Raw genomic sequence first — 16,747 nt, forward strand, 5'->3', positions numbered from 1 at the left:
AAGGGGTGAACGGAACAGCACTTTAATTCGTTAAATCAATCGTCAGATCCGGCCTCCAAAGCTCTACTTCGCGATGAGTTACAAAAATAACGGTGGCCTTTAGTGAGTGTATTGTTTTAATTATTTCCTCTTCCGTTGCACTGTCTAATGCAGAGGTTGCCTCATCCAGCACTAGAAGAGGTGCGCCTTTAAGTAACGCTCGCGCGATGGTGACTCGCTGGCGTTCACCGCCAGATAGAGCAGCGCCCTGCTGTCCGACAGGTTGATGAATGCCTTCTGGCGCACGCATGATTACGCTATCTAGAGAGGCCTTTCTCGCGGCCGATTCGACTTCTTTATCACTGGCATCGGGGTTACCAATGCGTATGTTATCGGCCAGGGTACCGGTAAACACGATGGATTCTTGTGGGACGTAAGCGATGTGAGTGGCTAGTTCTTCATAAGGCATATCGCTTAGTGCGACACCGCCCAAGGTGATCTTTCCTGATTCTGGGTCATCAAATCGCATCAAGAGTTCAAGCAATGTGCTTTTTCCACTTCCACTAGGGCCAAGAATACGCACTCGCTTTCCATATGGAATAGTGGCGTTGATGTCTTCTAATACAGGGGACTGAGTCACCTTTTCTATGTGCAGTGTGTAGTCTTGAGGTTCTGACTTAAGTTGCTCAGGCTCAGCCAATTGAGGTGCACTGGTTGTATTTTTAAAAGTCTCGAGGGAGGCTTTCAAATCGTTTAATCCAAGGCCCGCAGAAGTAAGCTCAATCAGTGGTGCGCAAGCTCGTCCAGTTAATATAATGATGGCTAATATCACTAAGGGGGGTATATCACCCATAAAGATCATAAGACAGGCCATACCAGCGATCGGTAAAACACTGGCTAGCGTTGAAATGAAAATAGCTGACGCTGAAGCTAAGTTGGTTTTAACCAACGCAGCCTCCTGTGTTTTCCAACGCCGTTCAATTCGCTCTATTGCACCAACTGGTCCTGCAGCACTGCGCAACAATTCAAGATGGTCGACAAACTCTAGTGTTGCAGCGGTTGTTTGGTTCTCGGTCTGATGGCGCTTTGCATCGGAGTGCTTTAAGGCTTGCTGTGAAAAAAACTGTGTTATCAAGGAGAGGGCTAATAAAACACTAGCACCGAGCGCTATCTCAAGTCCCGCGACATATCCCATTCCTAGAATTAAGAAAATGGGTAACAAGGGTGCATGGATAAAGCTTTGCAGTTGATGAGCGGGAACGCTCATAAAACCGGGTATCCCTTGGCCTGCTATACGAGCGACTTGTGCTCGTTGATCATGGTTAAACCAAGAGAGTTTAGTTCGTGCTAAGGCATGACCTAAGGCAAAATATAGATCACCTGCTAGCTTGACACCTGTTAAATAGCCCGATCGGTTAACTATTATTGTGAATAGCACTGCTACTCCGGCGCTTGCGCAAACCCAAAAAGGTGCTTCTCGATTGACGATACCGACAGCAAGCATGGTATACGCAAAGGCTTCTAATGCAGCTACTAATGCCCACCCTAGACTTACATTTATGATGCGCTGGCGGGCGGCGGTAGGTAAGGATGAGAACATCGTATTCAGAGAACGTTTAAGCCTGTCTTTCATTGTTGATCCTCCACTGCAATCATCTGTTTCAATTCAAGTTGTGTGGCGGCGTGTTCGCGTAAGGAATCATCATGCGTAATCATGATAAGTGTCTTGTGATGTTCTTCCGCTAGGCACTTGAGCTCAGTCATTAACGAAACGATTTTCTCCTTGTCTAAGCCGCTAGTCGGTTCATCCAATAGGATAACGTTGGCGTCGGATAAGAATGCTCTTGCGATTCCAAGTCGTTGACGTTCACCTCCCGAGATAGTGGTGGCTGGTGTTGCTAATGGCAGGAAAAGCTGGGCACGTTGTAGTGCGGCGCTAAGCTCTTCATCGCTAGCATCTGGAGCAGATAGTCGTAAATTATCTGCTATTGTTGCAGGCAGTACGTCCCCTCCTTGGGGGATGAGTAAGAAATTTTTATGTCGGGCCAATTCATGCAACTGTTGGATATCGGTCTGAGCTAAAACAAGTTGTCCTGATTGTAAGGTTTCTTGACCTGCAATGGTGCGTAGCAACGTAGTCTTACCTGCACCACTTGGTCCGGTAATGATGTTCAAGGCGCCACTTTGGAAAGTGAAATTAAGCACATCCTGTAATCGTGCGCCATCGATGGACATTTGCGCGTTTGCTAAGGTGAGAGGTGAGGTTTCTTCTAGCGTTGTAGTTTCTCCACTGGGAATGCGCGCCTCATTTAAGAGCGATATGATTCTTCCCATAGCTTCTTGACCTATGTTGACATAATCGAGGCCGTGTCCCAGCCTTAGCACAGGCGTCACAATGGCGAGGCTAAAAAACAACGTCGCAGCCAGAGTTTGAGTGCTGGTATCGAAGGCGATGAAGTAAGCGATAGAAAACGTGGCGACGGGTTGCAATAAGGCAACGGCCATCCCTGCGAGTGTCGCGACCTTACTGACCCACATTATCATGCTCCGAGTAAAACGTTTGGTCGCGTCATCATAAGCAGCAAGCGCGCCTGATTGTCGGCCATATACTCGATTGACTCGGATGCCGCGGGCATAGTCGTCGACAGCTGCAATGATTTCACCCATCACTTTCATTCGGGCTTCTCCGTCCCGAGCATTAATATGGGGTACGACAACTAGATAGTAAAGTGAAGCCAACACTCCAGGCAGTAATACCCAAAGCGCAGATAGACCGACCATATGAATAAGCAAAGCAATGGCAGCTAGAGGGACAACAATAAAATTAGCGACCTCCGCCGGTAAGTGAGCAATCATATGGTGTAAGTTTTCGACGTCTTTTGAGACTAAATTTCGTAAGCTCTGATCACTGTGTTTAGCTAAAGAATGACTGGGAAGACGAACTAAATGATTAGCAATTTGTCGGCGCAATCTAGCCGAAAAAATGGCTTCTCCATCATGAGCAAGCCATGAGGCAAGGGCTGATGCAATAGCGCCTAACAGCCATAATGCTAGTGCGCTGATAACCCAGTAAGGTGATAAATCATCAAGTAACTGTATTAAACACCATAATGCTGCCAACATAGCTAATCCGGATAGCGACGATATAACTGAGCCCGTGACCAGTTTAGTTAAGGCTGGTTGTAAGGCCCGCGCCAAAGAGGGATGATTAATAAGTTCGAGTAAAGAAGACTTACTCATGCAAATGGCCTCCATTGTCCATGATTAGGCGTATTCATAGAGGGAATATCCTTTAGTTATTAAGTGGCTTTGTTGTCACTAGCGCAACAGGATGAGCGCATATGATTTTGTCCTAAACTGACTCAAAGACAGGTCGAGCATGGGGAAGCGTTGCCCGATCGAATATGAGGGCGTCAACCAACTTATCGAGGGTTCCTGTGTCTTTGTGATGCGGCATCGTAATCAAATGCGCGTTATCACCTGACACTGCGAGGTGAAATGCTCGCCAAACATGCTCGGATGGGCGTGGGAAAACGACAGTAATAGAGTTAGGATTACGCCAGGCTTGTATGTTTGCGGCCTGAAGCTTTTCTACAGTAGCTTGGGCGAGTGACAAGCACTGTTTAATACGTTGTTGCCAGACGTGACGAGAAGTAGATTGAATAGCTGTCCACATCATTAGGACTGTATGAGCATTTCGTGAACCGCTAATTGTCTGATCTTTTCCGGAAATATAGTCAATGTCGACAGAAATTCGGTCAACATTTTTGCGCCGGGCTACTACGATGCCACAGGGGATTGGGCTGCCGATCATTTTATGGCCTGATACACTGATCGAATCGATACCATCGGCAAAAGTGAAAGGTTGAGGATCGTCGACAAAAGGTAGAATCATACCGCTTAACGCAGCATCAACATGTAAATAGAAGTTACTTCTATCAATATTAATGTTTTCCAGTCTTTTTTTTATTTTATCTATGTTATCGATCGCGCCTAACATGGTTGTGCCAATGTTGGCGAATATTATGGGCTTTTTTTCTTGGTTTGATGTTATCTTATAAATAAGATCATTAATGTCTATCTCACCTGTATCAGTTGTCTCGACCAAACAGGATTTCATCCTTAATAGCTTGATTATTTTCGCGACCGAATAGTGTGTTTCCTTTGAGTAGTAAAGTGTGGAGTTAGGGAACAGTTCCCTCGCTAAATAGCAGCCAAACATATTCCCTTCAGTTCCACCGTTGGTAACATATCCCCAACTTTCCTCTGTATCTATTTTAAAAATCCCTGAAAAATAGGCTAAAACATCTTTCTCAAAATCGAATGAGTTGAGGACATAGTTACTTGGCTCTCGCCAGTCACCACAATTATTTAGAGAGAACCTTAAAAATTTAAATAAGTGCGAATAATCAAAATCAGCAGATTCAGGATAGCCAATATTAAAATATTGATGATCGAGACAGTACTGCCAAAAGTCATTTAGCTGCTCTTGATGTGCGACTGAAAGACTCATGAGCATCTCCGTATGTATTTGATGGTATTTAGTGAGTAAAACGCTTCTCTCTCAGAGAAGAACCGAAACACCAAGATCTGTTCATTAACATATTGAATTTATTAGCCAGCAGCTCCGTTGAGTTCAACACCGAGATTGCTTGACAACGGAGATTATTGTACTGATAATGAGAATGAGAATCAACTAAATTATGATCAATATGTTATTCACTGTCTGACTATAAAAGAAGACAAAAAGCTGTACGGATGGGAGGCTATGCCATGACAGGCTAAAGCGTTGTTAAAGATTTATTGGGGCCTTCTGCCAATTTGGGTTGCAGTGTCTCCTACTGAATTGTCAAAAACGACTGTGAAGGTCAATTATTTACAATATTATCAATAGAAGGTCCCGGTATGTTTATACAGACGACTGGTGTAGTCGAAGAGAGCGTATCTCGTATTAGTGAGTATGAGGAAAAGGTTTGGTTTTTACAGTTACAACAACCCGAAGCAGTCGTAAGGTCTATCTGTACTTGGGAGCTAGGTGATGACATAAACCTTGGTTCACTACAAGAAGCAATATTGTGGGTGATTGATTCATTGCCAAACTTAAACGCACGATATGACCTTAATGATGGTGGAGAAGCCGTTAAATACCATGTTTCAAATAACAGCCTTTGTTTGAGCTCTGTCTCCTTAGGAAAAGATATATTTCACTATCGTTTCTCAACGAAAGGCTCTTGATTGGCAGGCTGACCAGCACCCTCCTTTCTTTGCCACCATTGCTGACACTCATAAAGAACGATTTTTAGTATTAGAGTTTCATCCAATCCTCAATGAAATTATATCTTTTGAAGATACTATTGAAAAAATAGATCATCGATACCAGCACTTAGTCTGTCATGAAAGGTCTGATTTAGATGTTACTTCGCCTTTCAAATGCCGGTTGAGAGGCAGTCAAGGAACGGATATTTTTCAGCTTGAAGATTCGATTTCCATTGCCAACCTGATTCTTGATGAGTTCAAAACGGTACTGAATGAGCCCGACATGTCGATAAACGATGACTTTTTTGATTGGGGGGGACATTCATTATTGGCTACTCGTGTCATCGGTAAGTTGAATAAAAACTATGGTTTTGAATTGAGATTTAATGACTTCTTTCGCTCTGCTACAGCAAAAGGGTTAGCTTCTGAAGTGACAATTCATCAAGGCATGCTCGCTCCGCAAGAAGAACCGTTTGAGCCTCACGTGGATTCAGCACCACTTACCCTAGCTCAGAATTTTCTTTGGCAGGCCTACTCGGGTTACGACTTTAGTCCCATCTATAACCTTCCGTTTGCAATCATGTTTCTAAACGAAGTAGACGAGGATATTTTCTGTAAAGCTTTCGAAGATGTGCTGATACGTCATACAGGTTTACGTACTCATTTTCAGGTACATAAAGGAGAAGTGACTCAACACACTGTTTCTGCACATGACCTTAGTCATTATCAGTGGTTCTGGCGAAGTGAAGAAAGTAACGGAATAACGCTCTCGGATGAAGCCAATTATAAGTTTGATCTTACCCAAGAGTTACCGTTAAGAGTTCGTTTTATAGACAGAGATGAAGATAAGCATCAAATATTATCTATGCTAATTCATCATATGGTGATTGATGAATGGTCGCTGGCTACGATCATGCAAGATCTCTCGGAAGCGTACCTATCACGAGCCAGGCATGAATCACCTCACTGGCAGACATCGGTCCCCGGTATTCATGAATTTGCTCAATTGCAAGCGTTACAGGGTGTGAACAGAGAACATCTTGGATATTGGACTAAGAGACTTGCAGGTGCACCGAGAGGTCTGGATTTAGTCCATTTAAAATCTGATCAATTGTCAATTGAACGAAGCAGGGGAGCGAGCACCGAAGCTGACTGGATGGAACTCCATTTAGATCTCGATGCATTTCCGAAGTTGAATGAGGTAGCACGTCGGCACCAAGCCTCGATTTTTGGCCTATTGTATTCCGCTATAGCACTGTCACTGCGCTGTTATAGCGATGCTAACGAGATGGTTATCGGTACGTCAGCATCAGGTCGAACGGATGCCAATTTTTTTGATACCGTCGGCTACTTTACAACAATGGTCGCGCACCGTATAGATTTTGACCAGAACGGTTCGTTAGCAGACTTGGTAATGAACGTGAGTGAACAGATAAATGACTCGATGAGCTATGCGGATATTCCTATTAATCTAATTCAGGAAGCTCTGGGTTGCCCGATAGAAGGTGGTTTGATTTTTGATGTTTACGTACATATTCACTCAAATAATGCTTTGACTGGATCCTTGAAGAATCCTTCAGGCGATATCTTCTACCAGCAAATTCCACCGGAAAAAAAAGAATCTATGTTTGGTATTCACTTCGAAATTATGGATGATATTTTACCCAATGGAGACCACCTTCTTCGTGTTGTGATAACGTATCAAAAAGAACGTTACTCAAAATCGGTAATTGAAAAGATTTCGAGAACATTGAATGAAATAATAATAAGTATGTATGCCACTGATCTAAAAGTAATAATGGTAGATAAATTTAATTGTTGTGATGTTTTAAATTAAAAGTAATGATTTTGGGTTAAGAATCGGATTTAGTACATATAGTATAATCTTGGCCATAGATACTTCAATATGGCCAGGATCCGTTATGAGTTTTTATGATAACGGAAGAATGATTTGTCGCCTTAGTTAACCGGTGTACTCCCAATTTTTATTTATGTAGATTTAGTTTCTTTACTTACTGTTAGGTGGTGAGAGCTTTCCGGTAGGACAAATCTGGTAAAGCTTTACTTTTCTGCATTGCAAGGTGGATCATGCAAATGATATGCATTATCATCACAAAAGCTTGTTAGTGAGCAAGCGACTTTTAGGAGAAGTGTAAATGGATATGCTTGTTTCAAATAGCTCCTCATCCCACTCTGCATTGAATGCCACATCTGAGTCATTCTTGTTTTATTCCGATACGAGTTCAGTGCGTTCGAAAGGGATAAAAACGTTATTTACTACACCGGTCAATGACAACCATTTTCAGAATAAACTACAAGAGTTATTTCAACGGGAACGTTTGGCGGGTAATGAAAGTCCAATCGTAGTTGGAGCTATTCCATTTGATTTAGGCCAGCCTTGCCATTTGATTGTACCCGAATGGAGTTCGACCCAAAAGACACCCACCTTTGATATCACGCGCTTTAACGATAAAAGCTTCGTGAACTATGTGAAGAACTACTATTACATTCCGGAATATGATTACTTTATTGCGGGGGTCAAGGAGGTTTTGTCTCATTGTAAGGGACAGGATTTGGATAAAGTGGTTCTCTCTCGTCTACTCGATATTGAATTTAATACAGCACTGGACATAGATCGTTTGATGAGTAACATCATGGCGCAAAACCCCAATGCATTTCATTTTCGAGTTCCTCTAAAAAATGGCGTTTTACTTGGTGCAAGTCCTGAACTTCTGCTACGTAAAGAAGGCGCTAATATCTATTCAAATCCCTTAGCTGGATCTGCTAATCGAAGTCAAGATCCAAAAGAGGATCAAGCGATTGCTGACGCCTTGTCTGTTTCGGAAAAAGATCTTTATGAGCACCGCTTGGTCGTTGATAGTATTCGTAGTGCTTTAAAAGGCTTCGTAAAAAATGATCGGATTCCACATGTTCCAAGCCTTATTCATACGCCCACTATGTGGCATTTGTCCACCCAGATTAAGGAAGAGTTAAACGACTCGAATACATGTTTATTCGAATTGATTAAAGCGCTGCATCCGACTCCTGCAATGGGAGGCACACCTAAAGACACCGCGATGTCAGTGATACAAGCAATAGAGCCATATCAGCGTCGGTTTTTCAGTGGCTTAGTAGGATGGTGTGATGACCAAGGAAATGGAGAGTGGGCGGTAGCTATTCGTTGTGCGCACGTTTCGGGCACTAAGGCTCGACTATTTGCAGGGGCCGGTATCGTATCAGGGTCTGACCCCTATAAAGAGTGGAAGGAAACCGGTGATAAGATGCGAACCATGTTGAATGCATTTGGTGTTCGGTGAGGAATTTATGAGTGTAAGTTATACCCCTTGGCCCCTTAAATTTGCTCAGTGTTATCGAAGTAAAGGCTATTGGACCGACCGGCTATTAAGTGAAACTCTAGAGTTTGGTAAAGCACATGCGACGGCGCTAATTTGTGAGGGAAGGATATTTTCCTACGAGTCCTTACGTCGACAGTCGGATAATTTAGCCGCTAATTTACAACAGCTCGGCCTTAAATCCGGTGAAACAGCTTTGGTGCAATTACCTAATGTAGCGGAATTCTATATTGTCTTTTTTGCTCTTCTAAAAATTGGTGTGGTACCGTTGAATGCGCTATTTAGCCATAATGAGCGAGAATTAGTATCTTATACTCGACAAATCAAGCCCAGTATTGTTATTGCGAGCAAACGACATAAGCTATTCAAAACTGACGCGTTTTATAAGCGGTTGCAACAGCTAGCTCCAAGACTTGAACACATACTATTGCTAGAAGCATCAGAGTGGGTAGAGCAGGATATTGGCTCTTTAAGTCACAAAATTGTCGCGTCGAAATTTTATAAATTTATCCAATCTTCCGCTGATGATGTGGCTTTGTTCCAATTGTCGGGGGGTAGCACTGGCACACCAAAACTCATTCCACGTACTCACAATGATTATTATTTTAGTATTCGCCGCAGTGCTGAAATTTGTCAGCTTGACGCTAGTACGCGTTACCTATGTGCGCTGCCATGTGGTCACAACTATCCCATGAGTTCTCCAGGTGCATTGGGTGTCATGTGGGCCGGCGGATGTGTTGTGATGGCTCCGAGTCCAGATGCCTTAACCTGCTTCAATATTATTGAGCAGTATCAGGTGACTATGGTCGCCTTGGTACCACCTGCAGCGGCTTTATGGATTCAAGCGGCTAAAGCATACCAAAATAAAATTAAGACATTGGCTCTGATGCAAGTTGGTGGTGCGAAGCTAAGTGAGACGGTTGCCAGACGCATTCCTCAAGTACTTGGCTGTCAGCTTCAACAAGTACTTGGGATGGCAGAGGGGTTAGTGAATTACACGCGTTTAGATGACGATAAAGAAACTATTTGTACGACCCAGGGTCGGCCAATGTGCTCGCTTGATGAAGTAAAAGTGGTAGATACAAATGGCCTACCTGTTGCTAATGGTGTTGCTGGAGAGTTAATAACACGAGGGCCTTATACCATTCGTGGTTATTTCAATGCGCCCGAGCATAATCTGGAAGCTTTCGATGAGGAAGGCTTTTACTATTCTGGTGATCTTGTAGTTCGCGATGCTCAAGGCTATTTAACTGTTGTTGGGCGTAAGAAAGACCAAATTAATCGTGGCGGTGAAAAAATAGCATCGGAAGAAATTGAGAATCTGCTTCTTAAACACGAGGCGATTATGCACGTTGCTCTAATTGCTATGCCCGATACGATGATGGGTGAGAAGAGCTGTGCTTTTATCGTACCGTTGAATAAAGATCATGCCCTTAAAAGTGTCACGCTGCGAAAATACTTACGTGAACAGGGAGTGGCGGATTATAAGATCCCAGATCATTTTGAGTTTATTGAAAAATTACCACTTACCCCCGTTGGCAAACCCAATAAGGCACGCCTTCGTGAGAAAATTAAGTCAACGATAAAATAAAGTCAATAATGGAGATATTGAAATGAGCATACCTCGCATTAAATCCTATAAAATGCCAAGCCCCGCACAATTCCCTAAAAATAAGGTCAATTGGGCATTGAACCCTGACCGCTCGGTATTTTTAATTCACGATATGCAGGCCTATTTTCTGCGATATTATGATCAAGATTCCGAACTTATTCAAACATTAAAACGTAACCTAGTGGCGATAAAAACGTTTTGCCGCACTCACAATATTCCTGTTGTTTATACCGCACAGCCAAAGGACCAATCCCCAGAGGATAGAGCGCTCCTTAATGACATGTGGGGGAATGGTGTTAACGATTTTCCAGAGTTGCAACCGATTGTGTCTGAATTAGCACCTACCGCTGAGGATACTGTGTTGGTGAAATGGCGTTATAGTGCTTTCCATCGTTCAAGGTTAGAAGAATTGATGCAGAGTTGGGGGCGAGATCAGTTGTTGATAGGTGGCGTATACGCCCATATCGGTTGCATGATTACGGCCACCGACGCATTTATGCGTGATATAGAAGCTTTTATGGTGGGGGATGCCCTCGCCGATTTTAGTGCGGAAGAGCATTTTCAGGCTTTGATGTATACAGCGGGTAGAGCGGGGGCGGTGATCGCTACAGAAACTGTTATTAACAGCGCTAATCATCGTGTAGAAGGCTTGACGTATTATGAATTAAAAGCACAAGTATTGTCGTTTTTGGACGAAGAGGATGTGGAAGAGTTCGATCCCGATGAAGACTTATTAAACTTCGGCTTAGATTCATTACAGATCATGAATATCGTTACTCGTTTACGTCAACAAGGCATTGAAGTTGATTTCATGGAACTGGCTCAAGCCGGATCTTTAAATCACTGGTGGTCGATAATTTCTCAGCGACAAATATTGGAGAGTGTGTAATGACTACTCTTAATCTGCGTAATAAAAAGATATGGGTCACAGGTGCTGCACAAGGTATTGGTGCCGAAGTTGCTCGTCAGTGTGTCGAATTGGGAGCGGATGTAATAGGTTTTGACCGTCATTTTGATGATTCCTATCTTCCATACCATTGTGTAAAGCTTGATGTTACGGATCGTACTCAGGTTAATCAAGTAGCTGCGGTATTGCTTGCTCAAACGCCCCAAGTCGATGTCTTGATTAACGCTGCTGGAATATTAAAAACAGCTTCTTTCTGCGAAACGAGTTGGCAAGATCTGCATGATTGTTTTGCGGTAAACACTGGGGGCGCATTTAATATGATGCAGGTGCTGTACACAACGTTTACACAACAGTGCTTCGGGTCGATTGTGAATGTGAGTTCCAATGCTGCAAAGGTCCCACGAGTAGGTATGGCGGCATATTGTGCGTCGAAAGCAGCGTTGACGGCGTTAAGTCATACAGTAGCACTGGAATTAGCTGAGTACGGCGTTCGTTGTAATGTTGTGTGTCCGGGTTCCACTGATACGACTATGTTACGCAAACTTTGGCGAGATGAAAGAGGGCGACAACATACGATTGACGGACTGCCTGAGCAATACAAATTAGGTATCCCGTTAAAGCGTATTGCTGATCCAAATGATATCGCACAAACGATACTGTTTTTTGCCAGTGACATGTCTCGACATATAACTATTCAAGATATTGTCGTAGATGGTGGCGCTACGTTAAACGCTTGAGCCCTTATAATAAGATGAGTGATTGCTCGGTTTTAATTTATTGATGATCTTTTATGTCTTTTACCTCTATTATCATTCCTTCGTATACAGCATTGCATGTAGCAAAGGTAGCGCTTAGCTCGGTGACTGAGATACAGCGCCAACAATTGTTGAGCCAATACCGCCCTGCTGTTTTCAGTGATTGGAAGCCTTCCCGTCAGGCTAGTTTTCTGGCAGGTCGAGCTGCTGTAGCAAAATGGCAGAGCCTATTTTCACAAGACGCTTTTTCTGTGCCGCGTCAATCTGATGGTAGTCCGCGGTGGCCACCATGCTGGTTAGGGAGTATCGCCCACTGTCGAACGGAGGCCGTCGCGATTTTGCACCAAAACATCTTTACAGCTAATTCAATACCCCTCCAAGGTTTAGGCATTGATGTTGAATGTATAAGTGAGGCTCTAACATTGGCGAGTGCTGCTGATTTAGTATCGTATCGCTCTGAACGTGTGTTATTTCAATGCTTAGAGTTAGGCTATCTAGATCCCTTACTGGCAATTTTTTGTATAAAAGAGAGTATTTTTAAAGCAATTTATCCAACTATTGGTAAATACATTGACTTTCTTGAGGTGCAAATTATTGAAGTTGACCAGAGAGGACATTGGAATGGGAAAGTTATAACAAACCGTTTTTCACATGTTTATAAAGAAAAAATACTAAAAGGAGTATTATGGGAAGAAAATGATAAACTTTATTCTGTTTGTCTTTTTTCAGATTAACAGTCTGGTCGAATAAACATGTCCTTTCAAGATAATATGGCTATCTTATAGGCAGATTAACTTGTATGTAAGGCGTCAAAAGGTATGTTTCCTCTGTGGGGGCTGTCAATACGGGAGACTGATGCAAAAAAGTGCGGATTAAAACGAGTAGGTTACGCCCAGTGCGCCGCCAAGTTGCAACTCTGGACCGCCGTGGAAGTTAAGCTCTGGATGTACTTGGCCATAAGCACTGATCTGTTTGTTGATGGCCCAATCGAGTCCAATCGGCAAACGCACGCCATAGTCGTCATCCCACTCGGCCCAGCCACCGGCGCCCACATACCAATCAACCGGGATATCGGGATTATCAAAAGTGCCGTGTTGAAAAAGATAATCAAATGCGGTGCCGCCATTGCCTAGGGTAAATCGATAGTGATCGTCGATTTCTAGGACAGCGCTCAGTTGTTGGTCAACGGCAAGGCCTGCCGATATATTGGTTTTTTCTTTCGCCACCGCTTGAGTAGTGAGACCCAGTGCAAGTAGAAGACCGAGAGCGATAGGTTTCATAGTGTGCCTTAAAACTGCTTGTTCAGATGGCACAGAATGTAGCGATGTCAGCAGAACAATCTGTCAAGCGTATGTCAGCGACATTTAAAAGTTCATACCCTTATGTCAGCGTTTGCCCAGAGAAAGCCATTCATAAAAAAGGCGAACCAAATGGCTCGCCTTTCGTTTATCAAGTTAGTTTCTAACTTGGTTATCTGTGATTAGAGGATTACTCATCCATATAGTTTTCAATGCTAGGGCAAGAGCAAATCAGGTTACGGTCACCGTAGACGTTATCGACACGGTTGACCGATGGCCAGTATTTGCTTGCCTTGCTGTGGGCGGATGGGAAGCAAGCCAGCTCTCGTGAGTACGCGTGTGACCACTCGTCTGCCATCATATCCGCTTGGGTGTGAGGCGCATTGACCAATGGGTTGTCTTCCAGCGTCCACTCACCGTCTTGCACCTTGGCAATTTCCTCACGGATGGCAATCATGGCATCACAGAAGCGATCCAATTCTTCTTGGCTTTCACTTTCGGTCGGCTCAACCATCAGCGTACCCGCGACGGGGAATGACATGGTCGGCGCGTGGAAGCCATAATCCATCAAGCGTTTGGCGATGTCTTCTTCGCTGATACCGGATGCCTCTTTGAGCGGACGAATGTCGATAATACATTCGTGCGCAATGCGTCCGTTTTTGCCGCGATAAAGCACGGGGTAGTAGGGACGCAGACGCTCCATCACATAGTTGGCACTGAGAATCGCTAACTCGGTCGCGCGCGTCAGGCCTTGTTCACCCATCATGGCGATGTACGCCCATGAAATAGGCAAAATCGAGGCGCTACCCATTGGTGCAGCCGAGACGGCAAATTCGTCGCCTTGCTCCACATGACCAGGAAGGAAAGGCGCAAGGTGCGACTTCACCCCAATCGGCCCCATACCTGGGCCGCCACCACCATGTGGAATACAGAAGGTTTTGTGCAGGTTGAGATGCGAGACGTCTGAGCCAATGTAACCCGGCGTTGTCAGCCCCACTTGCGCATTCATGTTGGCGCCATCCAAGTAAACTTGGCCGCCTGCTTCGTGCACCAGCTCGCACACTTGCTGCACGGTTTCTTCGTACACACCATGTGTCGATGGGTAGGTGATCATAATGCACGAGAGCGCATCGCGGTGTTTGTCGATCTTGGCTTTCAGATCGTCAATGTCGATGTTGCCATCGTCATCACAGCCAACTACCACCACTTTCATTGAGACCATCGCCGCGGAGGCTGGGTTGGTGCCGTGGGCAGAGCTTGGGATCAAGCACACGTTGCGGTGACTGTCACCACGGCTTTCATGGTAGCGCTGAATCGCGATTAAGCCCGCATACTCCCCTTGCGCGCCTGAGTTGGGCTGCATGGAGATCTCGTCGTAGCCAGTGATTTCACACAGCATGTCATGCAGTGATTTGCCCAATGTTTGATAGCCTTTGGCTTGCTCCAATGGCACAAACGGATGCAGGGCGCCAAACTCTGGCCAAGTGACAGGGATCATCTCGGCCGCGGCGTTTAGCTTCATGGTACAGCTGCCCAGCGGGATCATACCGTGGGTGAGAGAGAAGTCTTTGTTTTCCAACGCCTTCATATACCGCATCAGCTTGGTTTCACTGTGATAGCGGTTAAAGACGGGATGCGTTAGGTACGCGCTACTGCGGCGGCATGCGGCAGGGATCGCGGCCAATTCATCAGCTTCAATGTCGCTCGCCACGTCTTCTGCATTGCCTTGACCGGTGAGCGCGGTAAGCAATTGATTGACTTCTGCCAGCGTGCTCGCTTCATCAAAGCTGACGCCGAGTTGGCCATTCAATCTACGCAGGTTAAAACCGGCATCTTGCGCCTTTTGGTACAAGGTATCGGTTTGCTCGCCTGTGTTGAGCGTGACGGTATCAAAGAAGCTGTCGTGAGTAAGGCTCAATCCCGCCGCTTGTAACGATTTGGCAAACAACGCGGTGAGATGATGCACACGGCGGGCAATTTTCTTTAAGCCTTCTGGACCGTGATATACCGCATAAAAAGCAGCCATGTTGGCGAGCAAGGCTTGGGCGGTACAAATATTGGAGGTCGCTTTTTCACGGCGAATATGTTGCTCGCGCGTTTGCATCGCCATGCGCAGGGCTTGGTTGCCTTTACTATCGACCGATACGCCAATCACACGGCCTGGCATGGTGCGCTTGAGCTTGTCACGCGTGGCCATAAAGGCGGCGTGTGGGCCCCCGTAACCCATAGGCACACCAAAGCGTTGTGCTGAGCCAATCACCACATCCGCGCCCATTTCACCCGGTGCTTTGAGCAAGGTGAGTGAAAGTAGATCGGTAGCGACCGCAACCAGTGTCTTCTTGCTTTGTGCTTCCGCGATAAGCGCGCTGAGATCGCGCACTTCACCCGTGGTGCCAGGATATTGGAGTAGGGCGCCAAATACATCGTGCTGATCCAGCTTGTCCGTGTCATCAACAATGATGTCAAAGCCTAAGAAGTTGGCGCGCGTTTTAATCACATCCAAGGTTTGTGGGTGCACGTCGCTGGCAACAAAAAAGGCGTTGCCTTTGTGCTTGCCGCCACGCTTACACAGGGTCATGGCTTCCGCAGCCGCGGTGGCTTCGTCGAGCAGCGACGCGTTGGCCAAATCCATCCCCGTTAAGTCCATCACCATTTGCTGGAAGTTCAGCAAGGATTCGAGTCGGCCTTGCGAGATCTCGGGCTGATACGGGGTATAAGCCGTGTACCAACCCGGGTTTTCCAACACATTGCGTAAAATAGGCGGTGGAGTATGTGTGTGATAGTAGCCTTGGCCGATCAGGCTGCGCTTAATGGTATTTTGCGCGGCAATACCACTAAGCTCAGCCAGCATCTGGGTTTCGCTTTTGGGGGCGCTGAGGTTAAGGGGCTGTGGTAAGCGGATGTCAGCAGGGACAGTTTCTTCAATCACGTGCTCTAAGCTAGTGGCGTTGATCGCCGCTAGCATCGCATTTTGCTGATTGGTATCGGGGCCATTATGGCGCGCGATAAAATCGTTATCAGCCACCAGGCTATCGAGTAAACGAGTCTGCGTCATGGTATTCGTCCTGAATTAGTCGTCGATTGCGGCGGTATAGGCGTCCGCGTCCATCAGATGATCCAAGTTGGTGTCGTCTGCCAGCTTAATCTTGGCAATCCAGCCGCCCTCAAAAGGTTCTTCGTTGACCAGTTCTGGGCTATCTTCCAGATCTTCATTAATGGCGACCACTTCACCATCAACCGGCGCATAAATATCTGATGCGGCTTTTACCGACTCCACCAATGAAAAGCCTTCACCTTTTTCAGTACTGTCACCCACCTCAGGTAGATCGACAAACACGACATCGCCAAGTAGGCCTTGGGCATGATCGGTGATCCCCATAGTGACAGTGCCATCGCCATTGTCTTTGACCCACTCATGGCTTTCAGAAAACTTTAGTGTCGCGTCCATTTGTTACTCTCCTGCTTTAATACGAGCTGCTCAATCGTTGAGCGATTTACAATGTAAATTAAGACGGCGTCTGGGGGATCACACCACCTCCTGTGTCTTACTTGCGCTGGTTGTAATCGTGATAGACGACGCAGCGGTT

The 16,747-nt window shown here is 45.4% G+C and carries 13 protein-coding genes; 7 read left to right on the top strand and 6 right to left on the bottom strand.

Features of this window, described 5'->3' with window-relative positions:
* Nucleotides 1-22: 22 nt before the first annotated feature.
* The 3 genes from BGL48_RS01520 to BGL48_RS01530 all read right to left on the bottom strand — a co-directional run bounded on the left by BGL48_RS01520 (nt 23) and on the right by BGL48_RS01530 (nt 4,492).
* On the bottom strand, nt 23-1,612 hold the full coding sequence (locus tag BGL48_RS01520) for an ABC transporter ATP-binding protein (RefSeq protein WP_069360999.1): 1,590 nt from the start codon (nt 1,610-1,612) through the stop codon (nt 23-25).
* Nucleotides 1,609-3,219, bottom strand: a complete 1,611-nt coding sequence (locus tag BGL48_RS01525; RefSeq protein WP_069361026.1) for an ATP-binding cassette domain-containing protein — start codon at nt 3,217-3,219, stop codon at nt 1,609-1,611. The genes BGL48_RS01520 and BGL48_RS01525 overlap by 4 nt, the downstream gene beginning before the upstream one ends.
* Before the next feature lie 112 nt (nt 3,220-3,331).
* On the bottom strand, nt 3,332-4,492 hold the full coding sequence (locus BGL48_RS01530) for a histidine decarboxylase (protein WP_069361000.1): 1,161 nt from the start codon (nt 4,490-4,492) through the stop codon (nt 3,332-3,334).
* A 392-nt stretch (nt 4,493-4,884) separates the two neighbouring features.
* Here BGL48_RS01530 and BGL48_RS16320 point away from each other — a divergent pair, with 392 nt between their 5' ends.
* From BGL48_RS16320 to BGL48_RS01560, 7 genes are all read left to right on the top strand, one after another.
* A complete protein-coding gene (locus tag BGL48_RS16320) occupies nt 4,885-5,214 on the top strand; it encodes a hypothetical protein (RefSeq protein ID WP_218089790.1) in 330 nt (109 codons plus the stop codon).
* A gap of 202 nt (nt 5,215-5,416) precedes the next feature.
* Entirely contained in the window at nt 5,417-7,072 is a 1,656-nt protein-coding gene (locus tag BGL48_RS01535) for a condensation domain-containing protein (RefSeq protein ID WP_255377283.1), read from the top strand.
* 319 nt (nt 7,073-7,391) lie between these two features.
* Complete coding sequence (locus BGL48_RS01540; RefSeq protein ID WP_069361001.1) at nt 7,392-8,552, top strand: isochorismate synthase; 1,161 nt, start codon at nt 7,392-7,394, stop codon at nt 8,550-8,552.
* Nucleotides 8,553-8,559: 7 nt separating this feature from the next.
* Nucleotides 8,560-10,179: a (2,3-dihydroxybenzoyl)adenylate synthase gene (locus BGL48_RS01545; protein WP_069361027.1), complete on the top strand. Its 1,620-nt coding sequence runs from the start codon at nt 8,560-8,562 to the stop codon at nt 10,177-10,179.
* A gap of 22 nt (nt 10,180-10,201) precedes the next feature.
* Nucleotides 10,202-11,089: an isochorismatase family protein gene (locus BGL48_RS01550; protein ID WP_069361002.1), complete on the top strand. Its 888-nt coding sequence runs from the start codon at nt 10,202-10,204 to the stop codon at nt 11,087-11,089.
* Nucleotides 11,089-11,844: a 2,3-dihydro-2,3-dihydroxybenzoate dehydrogenase gene (gene dhbA / locus BGL48_RS01555; RefSeq protein WP_069361003.1), complete on the top strand. Its 756-nt coding sequence runs from the start codon at nt 11,089-11,091 to the stop codon at nt 11,842-11,844. Before BGL48_RS01550 ends, dhbA begins: the two co-directional genes overlap by 1 nt.
* A 53-nt stretch (nt 11,845-11,897) precedes the next feature.
* Nucleotides 11,898-12,596 carry a 4'-phosphopantetheinyl transferase family protein gene (locus BGL48_RS01560; RefSeq protein ID WP_069361004.1) on the top strand — a complete coding sequence of 233 codons (699 nt, stop codon included), beginning with the start codon at nt 11,898-11,900 and terminating at the stop codon, nt 12,594-12,596.
* A gap of 138 nt (nt 12,597-12,734) precedes the next feature.
* On the opposite strand, the gene BGL48_RS01565 is transcribed toward BGL48_RS01560, so the two are convergent.
* From BGL48_RS01565 to gcvH, 3 genes are all read right to left on the bottom strand, one after another.
* Nucleotides 12,735-13,142, bottom strand: coding sequence for a hypothetical protein (locus tag BGL48_RS01565; protein WP_069361005.1), 408 nt, complete (start codon nt 13,140-13,142; stop codon nt 12,735-12,737).
* A gap of 208 nt (nt 13,143-13,350) precedes the next feature.
* Nucleotides 13,351-16,215, bottom strand: coding sequence for an aminomethyl-transferring glycine dehydrogenase (gene gcvP, locus BGL48_RS01570; RefSeq protein WP_069361006.1), 2,865 nt, complete (start codon nt 16,213-16,215; stop codon nt 13,351-13,353).
* 15 nt (nt 16,216-16,230) lie between these two features.
* Entirely contained in the window at nt 16,231-16,608 is a 378-nt protein-coding gene (gene gcvH / locus BGL48_RS01575) for a glycine cleavage system protein GcvH (protein WP_069361007.1), read from the bottom strand.
* Nucleotides 16,609-16,747: the final 139 nt, after the last annotated feature.

Origin of the sequence: Salinivibrio sp. SS3 (assembly GCF_001722105.1) — a bacterium.
In the GTDB taxonomy this organism is placed as follows: Bacteria; Pseudomonadota; Gammaproteobacteria; order Enterobacterales; family Vibrionaceae; genus Salinivibrio; species Salinivibrio kushneri.